This window comes from Kutzneria buriramensis, assembly GCF_003387475.1.
Taxonomy (GTDB): Bacteria; Actinomycetota; Actinomycetes; order Mycobacteriales; family Pseudonocardiaceae; genus Kutzneria; species Kutzneria buriramensis.
This window is the reverse complement of record NZ_QUNO01000002.1, coordinates 672,505-690,830: the sequence shown is the minus strand read 5'-3', so window position 1 is coordinate 690,830 and position 18,326 is coordinate 672,505. Positions and strand designations below refer to the sequence as shown.

14 protein-coding genes are annotated in these 18,326 nt (G+C 71.1%); 8 read left to right on the top strand and 6 right to left on the bottom strand.

Annotated elements, in window-relative coordinates; genetic code table 11:
• Positions 1-5 precede the first annotated feature (5 nt).
• Positions 6-1,421, top strand: coding sequence for an ArnT family glycosyltransferase (locus BCF44_RS07790; RefSeq protein WP_116173433.1), 1,416 nt, complete (start codon positions 6-8; stop codon positions 1,419-1,421).
• 4 nt (positions 1,422-1,425) lie between these two features.
• Here the strand turns inward: BCF44_RS07790 and BCF44_RS07785 are convergent, their stop codons facing one another.
• Positions 1,426-1,881, bottom strand: coding sequence for an Lrp/AsnC family transcriptional regulator (locus tag BCF44_RS07785; RefSeq protein ID WP_211352925.1), 456 nt, complete (start codon positions 1,879-1,881; stop codon positions 1,426-1,428).
• Positions 1,882-1,995: 114 nt separating this feature from the next.
• Here BCF44_RS07785 and BCF44_RS07780 point away from each other — a divergent pair, with 114 nt between their 5' ends.
• From BCF44_RS07780 to BCF44_RS07770, 3 genes are read left to right on the top strand one after another with little or no spacing between them, the layout of a single operon-like run.
• On the top strand, positions 1,996-2,805 hold the full coding sequence (locus BCF44_RS07780; RefSeq protein ID WP_116173432.1) for a tryptophan 2,3-dioxygenase: 810 nt from the start codon (positions 1,996-1,998) through the stop codon (positions 2,803-2,805).
• Entirely contained in the window at positions 2,798-3,973 is a 1,176-nt protein-coding gene (kynU, locus tag BCF44_RS07775; protein ID WP_116173431.1) for a kynureninase, read from the top strand. Before BCF44_RS07780 ends, kynU begins: the two co-directional genes overlap by 8 nt.
• On the top strand, positions 3,970-4,626 hold the full coding sequence (locus BCF44_RS07770; protein WP_116173430.1) for an alpha/beta hydrolase family protein: 657 nt from the start codon (positions 3,970-3,972) through the stop codon (positions 4,624-4,626). The genes kynU and BCF44_RS07770 overlap by 4 nt, the downstream gene beginning before the upstream one ends.
• A gap of 3 nt (positions 4,627-4,629) precedes the next feature.
• Here the strand turns inward: BCF44_RS07770 and BCF44_RS07765 are convergent, their stop codons facing one another.
• Positions 4,630-5,496, bottom strand: coding sequence for a hypothetical protein (locus tag BCF44_RS07765; protein ID WP_147328426.1), 867 nt, complete (start codon positions 5,494-5,496; stop codon positions 4,630-4,632).
• Between the two features lie 329 nt (positions 5,497-5,825).
• On the opposite strand from BCF44_RS07765, the gene BCF44_RS07760 reads away from it, so the two are divergent.
• Both BCF44_RS07760 and BCF44_RS07755 read left to right on the top strand, forming a co-directional pair.
• Positions 5,826-8,660, top strand: a complete 2,835-nt coding sequence (locus tag BCF44_RS07760) for an AfsR/SARP family transcriptional regulator (RefSeq protein ID WP_116173428.1) — start codon at positions 5,826-5,828, stop codon at positions 8,658-8,660.
• 191 nt (positions 8,661-8,851) lie between these two features.
• Positions 8,852-9,235: a VOC family protein gene (locus BCF44_RS07755; RefSeq protein WP_246014879.1), complete on the top strand. Its 384-nt coding sequence runs from the start codon at positions 8,852-8,854 to the stop codon at positions 9,233-9,235.
• Between the two features lie 111 nt (positions 9,236-9,346).
• Here BCF44_RS07755 and metH read toward each other — a convergent pair whose 3' ends face one another.
• Both metH and BCF44_RS07745 read right to left on the bottom strand, forming a co-directional pair.
• Positions 9,347-12,949, bottom strand: coding sequence for a methionine synthase (metH, locus tag BCF44_RS07750; protein ID WP_116173426.1), 3,603 nt, complete (start codon positions 12,947-12,949; stop codon positions 9,347-9,349).
• Between the two features lie 234 nt (positions 12,950-13,183).
• The gene (locus BCF44_RS07745; protein ID WP_116173425.1) at positions 13,184-13,846 is read right to left on the bottom strand and encodes a GntR family transcriptional regulator; all 663 of its coding nucleotides are present in this window, start codon (positions 13,844-13,846) and stop codon (positions 13,184-13,186) included.
• A gap of 39 nt (positions 13,847-13,885) precedes the next feature.
• Between BCF44_RS07745 and BCF44_RS07740 the strand changes: the two genes are divergently transcribed.
• Both BCF44_RS07740 and BCF44_RS07735 read left to right on the top strand, forming a co-directional pair.
• Entirely contained in the window at positions 13,886-14,902 is a 1,017-nt protein-coding gene (locus BCF44_RS07740) for an LLM class F420-dependent oxidoreductase (protein ID WP_116173424.1), read from the top strand.
• A 4-nt stretch (positions 14,903-14,906) separates the two neighbouring features.
• On the top strand, positions 14,907-15,809 hold the full coding sequence (locus BCF44_RS07735) for an oxygenase MpaB family protein (protein ID WP_116173423.1): 903 nt from the start codon (positions 14,907-14,909) through the stop codon (positions 15,807-15,809).
• On the opposite strand, the gene BCF44_RS07730 is transcribed toward BCF44_RS07735, so the two are convergent.
• Both BCF44_RS07730 and BCF44_RS07725 read right to left on the bottom strand, forming a co-directional pair.
• Positions 15,795-17,342, bottom strand: coding sequence for an AMP-binding protein (locus tag BCF44_RS07730; RefSeq protein ID WP_116173422.1), 1,548 nt, complete (start codon positions 17,340-17,342; stop codon positions 15,795-15,797). The two genes, BCF44_RS07735 and BCF44_RS07730, sit on opposite strands and share 15 nt — an antisense overlap.
• On the bottom strand, positions 17,339-18,265 hold the full coding sequence (locus tag BCF44_RS07725; RefSeq protein WP_246014878.1) for an NAD(P)H-dependent flavin oxidoreductase: 927 nt from the start codon (positions 18,263-18,265) through the stop codon (positions 17,339-17,341). Before BCF44_RS07725 ends, BCF44_RS07730 begins: the two co-directional genes overlap by 4 nt.
• Positions 18,266-18,326 lie beyond the last annotated feature (61 nt).

The following is an 18,326-nucleotide window of genomic DNA, read 5'->3' as shown; positions in this document are numbered from 1 at the left end:
CGGCCATGCGGAACGTGGGGTGGCGTCCGGTCCTGATCGTCGCGGCCATCGCGGCGGTGGTGCATCTCGCCGTGGCGCTGCGCTACGGCTGGCACCGTGACGAGCTCTACTACGTGACCTCGGGCCAACACCCGGCGTTCGGCTATATCGACCAACCGCCGCTGACGCCGCTGCTGGCGGCGCTGGCCGGCAATCTGTTCGTGTTACGGATTCTGGCGATCGCCGCGCAGGTGGGATGCGTGCTGCTGACGGCGATGCTGGCGGCCGAACTGGGCGGAAACCGACGCGCGCAGGTGTTGGCGGCGGGGTGCATCGCGGCGTGCCCGGTGTTCGTGGGGGCGTCGCTGTTGTTCGGTACGACCGTGTTGGACCAGGTGGTCTGGATCGCGGTTTTCCTGACCACGGCCCGTGCGCTGCGGATCGGCACCGTCAAGGCCTGGCTGGTGCCGGGGCTGATCGCCGGTGTCGGCATGGAGAACAAGGACACGGTGGCCGTGCTGCTGGCCGGCATCGGCATCGGCCTCCTGCTGTACCGGCGGGACGTGCTCCGCACACGTGGGCCGTGGCTGGCGGCGAGCCTGGCGTTGCTGGTCGCGCTGCCGAACATCGTGTGGGACTTCGCCAACGGGTGGCCCGAATTCGAGATGGCGGCCGTGCTGTCGCACCGGACGGGCGGCACGCTCGGGTCGGTGGTTCAGCTGGTGGTGCTGGCGCTGCTCATCGCGGGGCCGCCGATCGTCGGGATCTGGGTGCTCGGCGCGCGGTGGCTGGCCAAGGGGGAGTACCGCTGGCTGCTGGTCGCCGCGATCGTCACGGCGGTCGTGTTCACCCTGGCCGGCGGCAAGTCCTACTACACCGCACCGGTTCTCGCGCCACTGTTCGCCGCCGGGGCAACCAGGATCGGCTCGTACGAGAAGCCGTCGAAGGGCTGGCCGCGGGCGATCGTCGTCTCCGGCGTCGTCGCCATCTTTCTCACGCTGCCGATCCTGCCGCCGTCCGTGCAGACCCACCTGCGCGCCGTCGATCCCGAGCCGGTCGAGACCTACGGCTGGCCCGAGTTCGTCGATCAGGTGGCGCAGGCGGAGAAGGCCATGCCGCCGGACACCCCGATCTTCACCAGCAACTACGGCGAGGCCGGCGCCCTCACGATGCTCGGCGGCTTCCAGAACGTCTACAGTGGACACAACGCGTACGGCGACTGGGGCCCGCCGCCGGGAACGTCGCCGACCGTGCTCTGCGTCGGCGAGTTCACCGCCGACGATCTCAAGCGGGCCTGGGGATACGTCGGGGTGATCAAGCAGATCTCGCTGCCGGACGGCATCCAGAACGAGGAGATCGTCAACCACGCCACCATCTACCGCTGCCAGCAGCCGCGCGGCACGTGGGCCCGGATGTGGCCGGAGCTCCGGCACCTGGACTGAGCCGTCACGCCCCCAGGGCCGCCCTCGTGACGGCACGCGGCGGCACGGGCCAGGAAAGGATCATGGCGCTGGAGGTCTCGCCGTAGCCCCACAGGCGTTCCAGCACGGCGGTGAGCTGCTGCACGTCCTTGGCGGCGATGTGCACGACGGAGCACACGTCGCCGGTGAGCCGCACGATGGACAGGATCTCGGCGAAGTCGGCGACCCGCTCGGGTTGCAGGGTGATGCAGCGCGGCCCGTAGCACCGCATGGACACCAGCGCCTGCACGCCGAGACCCACCGCCGAGACGTCGACGGTGGCGCGGTAGCCGGTGATCACGCCCGCCTCCTCCAGCCGGCGCACCCGCTGCGCGACCGTCGGGGCGGACACGCCGAGGCGGCGGGCGAGCTCGTTGAACGAGGTCCGGGCGTCGGACTGGAGCTCGGTGAGCAGGCCCCAGTCGAGGTTGTCCAGCTCCATCTCACGAGTGTAAGTCGGAACCGTTCCCGACTTTACGATCAGCATGGAAATGGCGGTTGACCTGCCGCGACGCCCATTCCGAACCTCACCCGATCGAGCGACGATGAACGGGTGATGACCGAGCCGAAGCTGGAGTTCGCGGAGGCGAGCCCGTACGACCAGTACGTGCACGCCTCGGTGCTGACGTCCCTGCAGCAACCCTGGTCGGACGACCCGGCCGAGATGGCGTTCCTGATCACCACCCAGGTGATGGAACTGTGGTTCACACTGCTCGTCCACGAGTGGCGCACCGCCCGCGACGCGCTGCGCCAGGACCGCCTCGGCGACGCGCTGGCGGCGCTCAGGCGCAGCCACCCGACGCTGCGGGCGCTCAACGCCTCCTGGCAGCCGATCGCGTCGCTGACGCCCGGCCAGTTCAACTCCTACCGCTCGGCGCTCGGCGAGGGCTCGGGCTTCCAGTCGGCGATGTTCCGCCAGCTGGAGTTCGTGCTCGGCGACAAGAGCGCCAGCCTGCTCCAGCCGCACAAGGCGGTCCCCGCCGTGCACGCGGAGCTGGAGAAGGCCCTGCACGAGCCCAGCCTGTACGACGAGGTGCTCGCCTACCTGCACCGCCGCGGCTTCGCCATCCCGGACGACGTGCTGCACCGGGACGTCTCCCAGCGCTACCAGGAGAATGCCGCCGTCGAGGCCGTCTGGGCTGAGATCTACCAGGATCCACGCCATGATGAGCTGGTGACACTGGGAGAAGCGTTGACGGACGTGGCGGAGCTGGTCGGCCGCTGGCGCACGGACCACCTGCTCGCCACCCGCCGCGCGATGGGGGCCAAGCCCGGCACCGGCGGCTCGGCCGGCGTGGCGTGGCTGGAGAAGCGGGCCGGCAAGGTCGTGTTCCCCGAGATCTGGACGGCACGCAGCCATGTCTGATCTCGCCGAGCGCGCCGCGAAACTCGACGCCGGCGACCCGTTGGCCGGCCGCCGCGACCTGTTCGACCTGGACGACGGCGTGATCTACCTGGACGGCAACTCGCTGGGCGCGCTGCCCCGGCACGTGCCGGCCAGGGTGGCGGACGTCCTGACCCGGCAGTGGGGCCGGCTGTGCATCCGCTCGTGGACCGAGGGCGGCTGGTGGGACGCGCCGGAACGGATCGGCGACCGCATCGCGCCGCTGATCGGCGCGGCCCCGGGCCATGTCGTGGTCGGCGACTCGACCAGCGTCAACGTCTTCCGGGCGGTGGTGTCGGCCGTCCGGATGAACCCGGGCCGCAGCGAGATCCTCGTCGACGCCACGACATTTCCCACCGACGGCTACATCGCCGAGTCGGCGGCACGCCTGACCGGGTGCTCGATCCGGCCGGTGAACCCCCAGCACGTGCCGGACACGCTGGACAGCCACACATCCGTGGTGCTGCTCAACCATGTGGACTACCGCTCGGGCCGCCTGCACGACATGGGGGTGTTGACCGCCGCCGCGCACGACGCCGGCGCGCGCGTGATCTGGGACCTGTCGCACAGCGCCGGCGCGCTGCCGGTGGACATCTCGTTGCACAACGTGGATTTCGCGGTCGGCTGCACGTACAAGTACCTCAACGGCGGCCCGGGCGCGCCGGCGTACTTCGCGATCCGGCCGGATCTGCTGCCGCTGCTGGACCAGCCCCTCGGCGGCTGGTGCTCGCACCGCGACCCGTTCGCGATGGACGCGGAATACGTTGCGGCGGAAGGCATCGCCAAGGCCCGCGCCGGCACGCCGGAGATCGTGTCGCTGCTGACCCTGGACGCGGCGCTGGACGTCTGGGACGGCGTCGACCTGCACCAGCTGCGGGCGAAGAGCCTGCAACTCACCGAGTTCTTCGTCGAGTGCGTGCAGGAGCTCGCGCCGGCGGCGACGAGCGTGACGCCGCAGGGCGACGAGCGTGGCAGCCAGGTGTCACTGTCCTGTGTGGACGCCTCGGATGTTATGGCCCAGCTGATCAGCCGGGGCGTGGTCGGCGACCACCGCCCGCCGGACCTGCTGCGCTTCGGCTTCACGCCGCTCTACACCAGGTTCGTGGACGCCTTGCGCGCGGCCGAGATCCTGGGTGAGATCATCGCATGAGAACGGTCAGCTACGGCGATCACCCGGACCAGGTCGTCGAGGTCCGGGACAACGACACCGACACTGTTGTGGTGCTCGTGCACGGCGGCTACTGGCGCGTCCGCTACGACCGGTCGTACCTGGCGCCGTTCGCCGAATACCTGCTGGCGCAGGGCTTGTCGGTGGCCTCGGTGGAGTTCCGGCGCATCGGCAACGGCGGCGAGTGGCCGGTGATCAGCCAGGACGTCAACGCCGGCGTGGACAAGGCGGTGGACCTGTTCCCGGGCAAGCGGATCGTGCTCGTCGGCCACTCGGCCGGCGGGCACCTCGCGCTGCTCGCCGCCGACCGTCCGGGCGTGGCGAAGGTGGTGTCCGTCGGCGGCCTGTGCGACCTCGCGCGGGCGCACGAGCTCGGGTTGAGCGACAACGCCGTGACGCTCCTGCTGGGCGGCGACCTCGGTCTGCTGGCGGAGGCGGACCCGATGAACCGCGTGCCGCCGCCCGTGCCCGTGACCCTGCTCCACGGCGACGCCGACACGCACGTCCCGCTGGAGCTTTCCCGGCGGTACAGCGACAAGAGCGGCGCGGAGCTGGTGGTGCTGCCCGGGATCGGCCATTTCGAACCGGTCGAACCCGGGGCAGCGGTCACGGTGGAAGCGATCCGACGTGACTAGCGGTCAGCGACGGAAGCGGTAGACCGTCACGTCGGTGTTGCACGGGCTCGGCGGCACGACCTCGACCCGCAGGTCACCGGTCACGACGTCGTAGTCCACTCCCTCGGCGGTGTAGGCGCCGACGCAGGTGCTGGACAGCGGCAGCTGGCCGAGCGAGGTGACGTGGGCCCGCACATCGTGGCCCCGCAACGGCTGCTGGAGGTCGATCTGCAGCATCGGCTTGCTGGTGGGGTAGATGTCGTTGTTGGAGTCGTCGGACGCGCAGATCAGCCGGGTCGACGCGACGAAGTCGCAGCCCTGGAGGTTGCGGACCGGCTTGTCCAGCAGCACCTTCGCCGTCAGCGGCAGGTTGCCGCCGCCCGCCGGCACCGACTTGTTCAGGATCGGCGCCGGGAACACCAGCAGCCGGTCGACCTGCGCCAGCTCGCTGGACACCAGCCACTGCCCGTCCGGCGTCACGGCCGTGTAGGCGTTGGCGTTCGGCACGATCTCGTCGCCGGCCAGCGTGTGCGTGTACTCGTAGCTCTGGCCCTCCGGCGTGGTCACCAGCATCATCTTCTGCGTGATGGTGGCCGTGGTCTGCTGGTACGGGTCGAAGATGTAGCCGTGCAGCGAGTCGGGGTCGCCGATGTGCCCCCAGCCCTCGGCCTTCAGGTTGGCGGGAATGGTCTGGCCCGCGGTGTAGCGCAGCTGCGCCGGCTGGCCGGGCAGTCTGACCGTGGCGACGCCCTCGCCGCCGACGGCGGCGCTCACGGTGGTCTTGTCCACCACGTGCCAGTCGTCGTGGTGGTTGTCGCCCGCCACCGCCGCGGGAGCGACGACGGCGGTGATCAGGGCCGCGAACAGCACGGCCGTAATGCCTCGAATCATCGAGCTGCCTCCTCGAAGCTTGATTCCGACCAGGAAAACTAGAGAGCGGTGGTGGGCGCGTCAATGAACCGTTTTCCGTGTTCACGTCGGTGAACAGAACGGGACCTTCTTCTTGGTTCACGATGACGTCAGTGTCGACTGAAGTTCGTATACGTGAATTGCATTGTCCGGAATTCGGGCTAAGAAATCGCGCGAATGAACGGCCGGTGTCCGCCGACCGACGGTGACGCGGCGGTGACGCCGCGCGCAGAGTGAATACCGTTCACTCACCCGACCGGGTATAGCGTGACGTCACCGGTACCGCTCTCACCACGCACGGAGTCCTCGCGTTGACCACCATCGAGGAGACCGCCCTCGGCCGGCTCCGCATCGGCCTGCTCGGGCCCGTCCGCGCGTGGCTGGACGACCACGAGGTGGCGGTCGGCCCGCCCCGGCAGCAGGCGCTGCTCGCGGTGCTGGCCACCAACCCCAACCAGGTGATCTCCCGGGCCGAGCTGATCGACGCCATCTGGGGCGCCGAGCCGCCGGCCAGCGCGGTCGGCAGCGTGCACACCTACGTCGCCGGCCTGCGCCGAGCGCTCGAGCCCGCCCGCAAGACGTTCCAGGTGCTGGTCAGCGCCGGTTCCGGCTACAGCCTGCGGGTCGGGCCCGAGGGCGTGGACGCGGAGCGCTTCGGCCGGCACCGGCAGGCCGCGCGGCGGCTGGTCGTCGCGGGCGACCACGAGGCGGGACTGGCCGAGCTGGACGAGGCGCTGGCGCTGTGGTCCGGCACGCCGCTGGGCGGCCTCGGCGGGCCGTTCGCGGACGTGGAGCGGCAGCGGCTGGCCGAGCTGCGGCTGGACGTCGTGGAGGAGCGCGCCGAGCTGCTGCTGGTGCTGCGCCGGCCGGCCGAGGTCGTCACCGAGCTCAAGAACGTGCTGGACGACCACCCGCTGCGCGAGTCGAGCCGGGCGCTGCTGATCCGGGCCCTGCACCAGCAGGGCCGGCTGGGCGAGGCGAAGTCCGTGTACCAGACCGGCGCGCGGCTGCTCGACGACCGGCTCGGCGTGCAGCCCGGGCCGGCGCTGCGCGGCGTGTACGAGGCGCTGGTCAACGCCGAGCCGGCCGAGGATCCGGCGCTGCCGCGGGTGGTGCCGTCCCAGCTGCCGCACGACACCCGGCGGTTCACCGGCCGCGGCGACGAGCTGCGGCGGCTCGACGCGCTGCTGCCCGCCGCCGGCGCGCTGCGTGGCGGCGGCACGGTGGTGATCACCACCATCGAGGGAACCGCCGGAATCGGCAAGACCTCGCTGGCCGTGCACTGGTCGCATTTGGTCCGGGACCTGTTTCCCGACGGCCAGCTCTATTTGAATCTGCGCGGATTCGACGTCGCCGACAAACCCCTGCCGCCGCACGACGCGCTTTACACGCTGTTGTCGGCGTTCCGCGTGCCGTCGGAGAAGATTCCGCAGACCACCGCCGAGCGCAGCGTCATGCTCCGCAACGTGGTCGCCGGCCGGCGGATGCTGATGGTGCTGGACAACGCCATGTCCACCGACCAGGTCACGCCGCTGCTGCCGGCCAACCAGAGCTGCGTGGTGCTGGTGACCAGCCGCAACCGCCTGGACGGCCTCGTCGCCACCGGCGACGGTCGGCAGCTCACGCTCGGCCTGTTCGACGAGATCGACTCGTCCGCGCTGCTGGCCAGCTACCTGAGCCCGGAGCGGATCGAGGAGGAGCGGGAGGCGTTCGACGAGCTGCTGGGGCTGTGCGCCGGGCTGCCGCTGGCGCTGAGCATCGTCGGCGCGCGGGCGTGGTGCAGCCCGAACCTGCCGCTGGCGCAGTTCGTGGACGAGCTGAGGGACGCCCACTTCCGGCTGGACGCCCTCGACACCGGCGACGACTCCGCCTCCAGCGTGCGGGCGGTGTTCTCGTGGTCGTACGACGCCCTGAGCCCGGCCGCCAAGCGCCTGTTCCGGCTGCTCGGCCTGCACGCCGGGCCCGACGTCAGCCGGCACGCCGCCGGCGCGCTCGCCGACGCGACCGAGGAGGACACCCGGGCGCAGCTCGACGAACTCGTGCGGGCGCACCTGCTGGAGCTGCGCACCGACGGCCGGTACCAGTTCCACGACCTGCTGCGGGTGTACGCGCTGGAGCGGGCCACCAGCGACGAGACTCCCGCCGAGCGGGATGCCGCCGCGCGACGGGGCGTGCGGTGGTACATGCACGCGGCCAACAAGGCCGACCGACAGATGCTGGCGTTCAAGCCCGTGCACAACATCATCGACCCGCCGGCGCACTGGACCTTCCCCGAGCAGCCCGATCCGGAGCACGCGCGGGCGTGGTTCATGGCCGAGGAGACCAATCTCGTCGAGGCCATCCGGCGGGCGGTGGAGATCTCCGAGCACGCCGTGGCGTGGCGGCTGCCGCAGACCATGTCGAGTTTCTGGTACGTGTACAACAAGCGATGGGAGCTGTGGAACGAGATGCTCCGGATCTCCCTGGAGCACGCCGTTCTGGACGGCGACGTGAACGGGCAGGCGTCCGCGTACTCGTCGCTGGGCATCGTGGCCAACGACCTGCGCCGCTACGACGAGGCGGTGGCGTACTACCACCAGGCCATCGAGCTCTTCCCGCAGACGGAGGAGAAGTGGCTCGTCGGCATCACGTACAACTCGCTCGGGCTCACCTACGTCAGCATGGGCAAGCTGCCGGAGGCGATGGCGGCGCTGCGGACCGCCGCCGAGGCGTACGAGGAGATCGGCAACACGTGGGGCCGGGCGTGGGCGTTGCAGGGCACCGCGTCGGCGTACAACGCCATGGGGGACCACGAGAAGGCGCTGGAGTACGGGCAGCTCACGTTGGCGGCGTGGCACGACGTCGGCTACCAGCACGGTGTCGGTTCCGGGCTGCACCTGTTGGGGGAGATCCATTTCGCCGCCGGGGACTACGTCGCCGCGATCGACTACTACGACCAGGCCGTGCAGGCCCGGCAGGGCATCAACGACCGCTTCGGCATCGCCAATGCGTTGCAGGGCAAGGCGTTGGCGGAGCTGCGGGCCGGTCGCCCCGCGGACGCCCGCGATTCCTACCGCCGCGCACTCCCCATCCTGACGGCCCTGGAGTCCCAGGACATCCCCGCCGTCGAGGAGGCCCTGGCCGCCCTCGACGCCGACCACCCCTGACCCCCGCGAGTCGCGCGCGAGGTCGCGCCGGCCTCTGGACCGCGGGCTCAGATCGATCGAGTCTGTTCATCGATCGATCCGAGACAAGGGAAGAGGCCGGCTTAGAGGCGACCTCGCCCCGCGCGGAACGCGCGGCACAAGCACAGACACACTGAAATACGGTTTCAGGCAGATCGTGCGAGGCTACCGCCATGAGATCGCGCACGGACGGCATGTGGTGGGGGACGACGATCGAGGCGCCGGACCCCAGTGGCCTGGCGAAGTTCTACGCCGAGCTCCTTGGGTGGCACGTCGGACACGAGGAGCCGGGAACGGCGATCGTCGCCGCCTCCCCGCAGGGACCGTTCTTCGTGTTCCAGCAGGCCGACGGCTATCGGGCGCCGGTGTGGCCGCCGGTCGACGGCGAGCAGCGCCCGATGATGCACCTCGACTTCCAGGTCGCCGACCTGGAGTCGGCGGTCGCAGAGGCGGTGGCCCTGGGCGCTGCCGTGGCCGAGCACCAGCCGCAGGACAACGTCCGGGTGATGTTCGACCCCGCCGGACACCCCTTCTGCCTCTGCTTCGACCAGGGATGACCGGCAGTCGCCATCTGCCCGAAGCCGCATTTCGGTGTGACGCTGACCGGGACTCGCGGGGGTCTGCCTCAGACCTGCATTCGCTCTGTCCCAGAGCGCGACTCGCCGGGGTTACGAGGGGTCGTAGGCGAGGTTGGGGCGGAGCCAGCGCTCGACCTCGGCCAGGGGGAGGTTGCGGCGGCGGGCGTAGTCCTCGACCTGGTCGCGGCCGAGGCGGCCGACGGTGAAGTACTTGGACTCGGGGTGGGCGAAGATGAGGCCGCTGACGCTGGCCGCCGGGGTCATGGCGTACGACTCGGTGAGCGCCATGCCGAACTCCGACGCCCCCAGCATCTGGAACAGGTCGGCCTTCTCGCTGTGGTCGGGGCTGGCGGGGTAGCCGAGCGCCGGCCGGATGCCGCGGAAGCGTTCGGCGTGCAGGTCGGCCAGCTCGGGCTGGGCGTCCGGCTCGAACCACTCGCGCCGCGCCTGGAGGTGGATGTACTCGGCGAACGCCTCGGCGAGCCGGTCGGCCAGCGCCTTGACCATGATCGACCGGTAGTCGTCGTTCAGGGCCTCGTACCTGGCCGCCAGCTCCTCGGCGCCGAGGATGGTCACGGCGAAGCCGCCGAGGTGGTCGCCGGCGGGCGCGATGTAGTCGGCCAGGCACCGGTTGGGCCGGCCGTCGGGCTTCTCGGTCTGCTGCCGCAGCATCGGGAAGTCCGGGGCGCCCTCGAGAATGATGTCGTCGCCGTCGGAGTGCGCCGGCCAGAAGCCGTACACGCCCTCGGCCCGCAGCGAGCCGTCGGCGATGATCTGGTCGAGCAGCGCGTTGGCGTCGTCGAACAGCTCCCGCGCCACCGGCTGCTCCAGGATCGCCGGGTACTTGCCCTTGAGCTCCCAGGCCAGGAACAGGAACGTCCAGTCGATCATCTCGCGCAGCGTGGCCAGGTCCGGGCTCACGCGGCGGGTGCCGGTGAACGGCGGCACCGGCAGGTCGTCGAAGGACACGACCTCGCGGTTGGCCCGCGCCTGCTCCACGGTGAGCAGCGGCCGCTGCTGGCGGTTGGCGTGCTGCTCCCGCAGCCGCTCCTGCTCGACGGCGTTGTTCTCGGCCAGCACCTCGGCCCGCTCGGGGTCGAGCAGGTCGGACACGACGCCGACGACCCGGGAGGCGTCGAGCACGTGCACGGTGGTCGACTCGTACGCCGGGGCGATCCGCACCGCGGTGTGCTGACGGGAGGTGGTCGCGCCGCCGATCAGCAGCGGCAGCTTCAGCCCCCGCCGCTGCATCTCCGAGGCCACCGACACCATCTCGTCCAGCGACGGCGTGATCAGCCCGGACAGGCCGATCGCGTCGGCGCCCTCGGCCACGGCGGTGTCCAGGATCTTGGCCGCCGGCACCATCACGCCGAGGTCGATCACGTCGTAGCTGTTGCAGCCCAGCACCACGCCGACGATGTTCTTGCCGATGTCGTGCACGTCGCCCTTGACGGTGGCGAGCACGACCTTTCCGTTGCCGCGCACCGCTTCCTGCACGCCGGACAGCCGCAGCTGCTCCTTCTCGTCCTCCATGAACGGCTCCAGGTAGGCCACCGCGCGCTTCATCACCCGCGCGCTCTTGACCACCTGCGGCAGGAACATCTTGCCGGAGCCGAACAGGTCGCCGACGATCTTCATGCCGTCCATCAGCGGACCCTCGATGACCTCCAGCGGCCGCGCGGCCTGCTGGCGGGCCTCCTCGGTGTCGTCCTCGATGAAGTCCACGATGCCGTGCACCAGCGCGTGCGACAGCCGCTCCCGGACCGGGCCCTCGCGCCAGGACAGGTCGACGACCCGCTTGGTGCCCTTGCCCCGCACCGTCTCGGCGAACTCCACCAGCCGGTCGGTGGCGTCCTCGCGCCGGTCGAACAGCACGTCCTCGACCAGTTCGAGCAGGTCGGCCGGGATGTCCTGGTACACCGCGAGCTGGCCGGCGTTGACGATGCCCATGTCCAGGCCGGCGGTCACGGCGTAGTACAGGAACGCCGAGTGCATGGCCTCGCGCACGACGTCGTTGCCGCGGAAGGAGAACGACAGGTTGGAGATGCCGCCACTGGTGCGCGCGCCGGGACAGCGCTGCTTGATCAGCGGCAGCGCGTCGATGAAGGCCTTGGCGTAGCCGTTGTGCTCGCTGATGCCGGTGGCCACGGCCAGCACGTTCGGGTCGAAGATGATGTCCTCGGCCGGGAAGCCGACCTCCTGGGTGAGCAGGTCGTAGGCGCGGGCGCAGATCTCGACCTTGCGCTCGGTGGTGTCGGCCTGGCCCTGCTCGTCGAAGGCCATCACGACCACGCCGGCGCCGTACTCGCGGATCTTGCGGGCCTGCCGCAGGAACGGCTCCTCGCCCTCCTTGAGCGAGATCGAGTTGACCACGCCCTTGCCCTGCACGCAGCGCAGGCCGGCCTCGAGCACGCTCCACCGGGAGCTGTCGATCATGATCGGGATCCGGGCCACCTCGGGCTCGGTGGCGATCAGGTTCAGGAAGGTGGTCATCGCCTGCTCGCTGTCGAGCAGGTCGGCGTCCATGTTGACGTCGAGCAGGTTGGCGCCGCCGCGCACCTGCTCCAGCGCCACGTCCACGGCGGCCTGGTGGTTGTCCGACTCGATGAGCCGGCGGAACTTGGCCGAGCCGGTGACGTTGGTGCGCTCGCCGATCATCACGAAGCCGGTGTCCGGGCCGATCGCGAACGGCTCCAGGCCGCTGAACCGGGTGGTCGGCTCGACGGTCGGCACCACCCGCGGCGTCAGGCCCTTGACCTTCTCGGCGATCTTCGCGATGTGCGCGGGCGTGGTGCCGCAGCAGCCGCCGACGATGTTGACCAGGTGCGACTCGGCGAACTCGCCCACCAGCGCGCTGGTCTCGGCCGGCGTCTCGTCGTAGCCGCCGAAGGCGTTGGGCAGGCCGGCGTTGGGGTGGCAGGCCACGTAGGTGTCGGCCAGCCGGGCCAGCTCGACGAGGTGCGGCCGCATCTCGGTGGCGCCCAGCGAGCAGTTCACGCCCACGGCCAGCGGCCTGGCGTGCTCGATGGACCGCCAGAACGCCTCCACGGTCTGGCCCGACAGGGTCCGGCCGGACAGGTCGACGATGGTCACCGAGATCCACAGCGGCAGGTGCGGGGCGACCTCCTGCGCGGCGGCGATGGCAGCCTTGCAGTTGAGGGTGTCGAAGATGGTCTCGATCAGCAGCAGGTCGACGCCGCCGTCGGCCAGCGCCTTGATCTGCTCGGCGTAGGCGTCCCGCACCTGGTCGAAGGTGACGGCCCGGTAGGCGGGGTCCTCGACCCGGGGCGACAGCGACAGCGTGACGTTGAGCGGGCCGATCGAGCCGGCCACGAACCGGCCGCCGAACTCGTCCGCGGCCTGGCGCGCCAGCCGGGCGGCCTCCAGGTTCATCTCGCGGACCAGGTGCTGCAGGTCGTAGTCGGCCTGTCCGATGCTGGTCGCGGTGAACGTGTTGGTGGTGGTGATGTCCGCGCCGGCCGCGAGGTACTGGCGGTGCACGTCCAGCACGATGTCGGGGCGGGTGAGGTTCAGCAGGTCCGGGTCGCCGGCGACGTCCTTGGTGTGGTCGTCGAAGCGGCCGGCGGTGTAGTCCTCGGGCTTCAGTCCCGCATTCTGGAACATGGTGCCCCAGGCGCCGTCCAGGACGACGACCCGGCTCTCGAGCAGTTCCTTCAGCGCGTCTGCGCCCACAGCAGCCTCCCGTCGCGGGAGGCGCCCTTGTCGTCGTGGAACAAAGCCGAGCGTGGCGGGCCCGGAGCCCGTTGCAGCGCCTCTCGACCTCGCCGACAAGGTTACCGGAGTCGGCTGGCGTGCGACCAGAAGGTCCGGCCACTCCCACTCGCGTCGCAAGGGTGCGGCGGCCCTACCACCGGAAAGGCCGGTCTCCCAGCATGTGGAACCGGTGTGTCGCGCCGCGAGGGTGGCTCACCTTGTCGGCCACATGCCGACCGCGTCCAGGTGCCGCAGCAAACGGCGTTCACCGTCCTTGACATGCCGGAACACCGCCTCGCGGGCCGCGCCGACGTCCCGGGCGCGCAGCGCGTCGAGGATGGCGGCGTGGTCGGCGACGACCTGGACCCGCCATTCCGGGTCGCCGGTGTACACCCGGGCCGGCGTGTAGCGGGTCGCCATGTCCAGGAACCGGGCCAGTTTGCGCGAGCCGGCGGCCTTGTTGATCAGGCGGTGGAACTCGTACTCCAGCGTGGACAGCTCCTGGTGGCCCGCGGCGGCGGCCAGCTCGGCGGCGACCCGCTCGACGTGCGCCAGCTGCTCGTCGGTGATCCGCTCGGCGGCCCGCCCGACCAGCTGGGCGGCCAGGTCGGCTTGGAGCCCGAACATGTCCTTGACGTCCCGGCGGGAGAGCGGGCTGACCACGAAGCCGCGCCGCGGCTCCAGCTCCACCATGTCCTCGCCGCGCAGCGCCAGCAGCGCCTCGCGGACCGGCGTGACGCTCACGCCCAGCTCGGCGGCGACGGCGTCGAGGCGGACGAACTGCCCGGGTTGCAGCGCGCCGGACATGATCGCCTCACGCAGGTGCGCGGCGACCTCGTCGGACAGCTGCGGACGGGACGACAGGGACCTGGCCATAAGATATATTATATGTCCGCCACCCCGAGGAGGTCGGACATGCGGCTCAGCGTGCCCCTGCAGTACGCCGGCGACGCCAGGCAGCTCATCGAGCAGGTGGTCGCCCTGGAGCAGGCCGGCCTGGACGCGGTGTGGGTGGCCGAGGCCTACGGCTTCGACTCGCCGACGCTGATGGGCTACCTCGCGGCGCGCACCGAGCGGCTGCTCATCGGCTCCGCGATCCTGCCGATCTACACCCGAACCCCGTCCCTGATCGCGCAGACCGCCGCCGGTCTGGACGCCGTGTCCGGCGGGCGTGCCCTGCTCGGGCTCGGTGCGTCCGGGCCGCAGGTGATCGAGGGCTGGCACGGCGTCCGCTACGACCGGCCGCTGGGCCGCACCCGCGAGGTCGTCGACCTGTGCCGGCGCATCTGGCGCCGCGAGGTGATCAGCCACGACGGCATCTACCGGCTGCCGCTGCCGGACGGCCTGGGCAAGCCGCTGAAGATGCTCACCAAGCCGGTGCGGGACTCGATCCCGATCTACCTGGCCTCGCTGGGCGACAAGAACGTGCAGCTCACGGCCGAGATCGCCGACGGCTGGCTGCCGACCCTGTTCCTGCCGGAGAAGGCCGCCGACGTGTGGGGTTCCGCGCTGGCCGCCGGCGCCGCCAAGCGCGACGCCGCCCTGCCGCCGCTGGACGTGGTCGCCGGCGGTCTGCTGGCGATCGGCGACGACGTGACGGCGATGCGCGAATGGGCCCGGCCGATGGTCGCGCTCTACGTCGGCGGTATGGGCGCGCGGGACCGCAATTTCTACAACGACCTCATGCGCCGGTACGGCTACGAGGACGAGGCGCGGACCATCCAGGACCTGTACCTGGCCGGGCGCAAGGACGAGGCCGCCGCCGCGGTGCCGGCCGAGTTCCTGGAGCTCAGCTCGCTGGTCGGGCCGGCCGGGCACGTCAAGGAGCGGGTCGAGGCGTACCGGGCGGCCGGCGTGACGATGCTGAACGTGACGCCCGTCGGGCCGGACCCGATCGGGGACGTGCGCACGCTGCGCGAGTGGCTGGGCTGACACCATGGATCTCGGGTCGGGCGGCCGCTGGGACAACCTCCGGCGCATCCTCGCGCTGGACCCCGAGCGTGACCACCAGGAGATCTACCGGATCTCCGCCGGGTTCGAGTTCCCGTGGGACTACCAGCGGTCGCTGGAGTTCGCCCTGTTCCGGACGTACTGCGTGCCGTCGATCTCGCGGCTGCTCGCCGCGACCCGGGAGTTCGAGCTGCGGCCGCAGCGCCGGTACGACGACACCGCGCTGCTCATGGCCGAGATGATGGAGCACGGCTACGACTCGCCGCGCGGCAAGGCCGCCCTGCGGTCGGTGAACCGGGCCCACGGGCGGTACCGGATCGCAGGCGAGGACATGCTGTACGTGCTGTCCACCTTCGTGTTCGAGCCGATCCGCTGGCTCGACCGCTTCGGCTGGCGGCGACTGTCCACACAGGAACGCCTGGCCGCCTTCCACTTCTACCGCGCGGTCGGCGCGCGGATGGCCATTCGCGACATTCCCGCCGACTATGCCGAGTTCGAACAGTTCAATGTGGACTACGAGCGGCAGAACTTCGTGTACACGGACGACAACGCGGCCATCGGCCGGTACACGCTGGAGCTGTTCTGCTCGTGGTACCCGCCCGCGCTGCGCCCCGCGATCCGGCCGGCGCTGCGGTCGCTGCTGGACCGCCCCCTGTTGGACGCCTTCGGTTTCGCCGCGGCGCCCGGCTGGCTGACCACCCTGTCCGAGGCCGGCGTCCGGGCCCGGTCCGCACTGGTCCGGGAGCTGCCGCCGCGGCGGCGTTCCGTGCTGGCCCGGGATCCCGGCAACCGTACCTACCCGGGGTATCCCGCCGGCTACGACCCGTCGGAGATGGGCGCCGGCGAGCCGCCCGCCGACATCGACCCGTCGCTGCTACGCCGAACCTGACGTGTCGGGCCACTCCCGCCTCAGCGCCCGTTTGTCGATCTTCCCGACGGCGGTCGCCGGGAAGCTGTCGTAGAACCGGACCGCCTTGGGGGCCTGGACGGCGCCCTTGCGGTCGCGGACGTGCTGGATGAGCTCCTCGGCGGTCGCGGTGGCTCCAGGGCGCAGCACCACCGCCGCCGTCACGGCCTCGCCCCACTTCTCGTCGGCGATGCCGAAGACCGCCGCGGTGGCGACGGCGCGGTGGCTGGTGAGGGCGTCCTCCACCTCGCGCGGGAAGACGTTGAAGCCGCCGCTGATGATCATGTCCTTGATCCGGTCGACGATGGTGAGATAGCCGCGGTCGTCGGCGCGGGCGACGTCGCCGGTGTGCAGCCAGCCGTACTCGGTGGCCTGGGCGGTGAGCTCGGGCCGCCGCCAGTACTCGGCCATGGCGGCGGGCCCGCGCGCGCAGATCTCGCCGGGTTCGCCGGTGGGCACGGGATTCCCGTCCGGATCGAGGAGGGTGACCTGGACGCCTGCGACGGGCGCGCCGCAGGAGCCGCGCAGGCTCGGGTCGAGGTGGTCCTGCCGGTGCAGGGCGGTGATCGGGTAGCACTCGGTCTGCCCATAGAGCTGGGAGAACACCGGACCCAGCCGCTCGAGACCCTCGTCGAGGCGGGACGGCGACATCGGCGCGGCGCCGTAGAGCAGCAGCTCCAGGGAGCTCAGGTCGGTGCGGTCGAAGTCCGGGTGGTCCAGCAGCGCGTAGATCATGGTGGGCACGGCGAGGATCATGGTGATCCGCTCCCGCGCGACGGCGGCCAGCAGCCGCGTGGGGTCGAAACCGTTGTGCAGGAACACGGTTCCGCCGCGTAGCAGCACCGGAAGCACCTTCGTGCCGGCGACGTGCGTGATCGGCGCGGCGGTGAGGTAGCGGGCCCCGAACGGGATCTCGAAGTCGGTGACGACACCGTGCGCGATGGCCACGGCGGCGGCGTTGTGGCGCAGGGCGCCCTTCGGACGGCCGGTGGTGCCGCCGGTGTAGCTGATCAACGCGGGATCGTCGCCGTCGGCCAGGTCCTTGGCGGTGACGGCACCCGCCGCGTGTGCCTCGGCCAGCAGGTCCGGCCCGCTTTCGTTGCCGCCCAAGGTGAACACCGGGACGCCGCTCGCGCCGAGGGCGGCGGCCCGCTCGGCGCGCCCACGAACGTCGACAATGCAGGCCGCCGCGTCCAGATCGGCGAGCTGGAACAGCTGGTCGTCGAGAGATCCCATGGGGTGCAAGGAAGACACGGCCATGCCGCCCGCCTGCGCCGCCGCCCCTACGCACCACGCCTCGGCGGAATTGCCGCCGAGTACGGCGATGCGGTCGCCCTTGCGCAGGCCGCGCGCGGCGAGCACGTGCTGGAAGCGTGCGATCAGGTCCTCGGTCGCGGCGTAGGTCAGGGCACCCGAGTCGCTGACGAAGGCGGTCTGCTCGGGGTGCCGCCGCAGCGCCCGCAGCGTCAGCCCGCCGAGCGACGGCCCCGACCAGCGCGGTCCGGTGAGCGTCATGAGAATCCCTTCCGTGCCTCGGCGAACTCGGTGGCGGTCTGCTCGACGAGCTCGGCCACCGACGGCGCGGCGGTCACCCCGGACACCGAGTGCCCGGCGCTCCAGACGTCCGACCAGCGGCGAGGGCCGATGCCGCCGTGCCCGTAGAGCTGGTCCGCGTCGGCGGGGGAGATGGACTCGTCGAGGGCGGCCGGATCCAGGCCGGCCGCGCGGATGGCGGGGGCGAGCATGCTGGTGGGCAGGCCGGTGAAGGCCCGCGTCAGCACGATGTCGTCCAGGTCGGCCTCGGCCACCATTCGTTTGTAGGCCGGATCGGCGCGACTCTCCCGGGTCGCGAGGAATTTCGTCCCCATGTACGCGAGATCGCACCCGAGTGCGCGCGCCGCGTGCAGGGCGTGGCCGTCGCTGATGCCGCCGGCGAGGACCACCGGACCGTCGAAGAAGGCCCGCACGGCCCGGACGAAGGCGAACGGGTTCAGCCAACCGGTCTGGCCGCCCGCCCCGGCGGTGAGCAGGATGAGTCCGTCGGCCCCGGCCGCGACCGCGCGCTCGGCGTGGTGGAGCGTGGCGACGTCGGCGAGGACCAACGCCCCGACCTCGTGCAAAGGGTCGATCACCGGCGCTGGCGAGCCGACGCTGGTGATCACCAGCTCGACCCGGTGCTCGACGAGTACGCGCAGGTCGGCGGCCAGACGCGGGGAGCGGATGATCAGGTTCGCGGCGTACGGCGCGCCGGTGGTCCCCTCGATCCGGGACAGCCAGTCGTCGAGCTCGGCGGCGGTGCGGGCGTTGGCGGTGGGGAACGCGCCGATCACACCCGCCGTGCACGCCGCCGTGACGAGTTCCGGGCCGGAGACCCGCAGCATCGGCGCGGCGATCAGGGGCAGGCGGAGGCGGTCGATTATCGCCGCGGGCAGGCTCACCTCGGCGACGGTACGGCCCCGAACGCACCGAAGGGGGCTTTCGCTGCGTCGAACGCAGCGA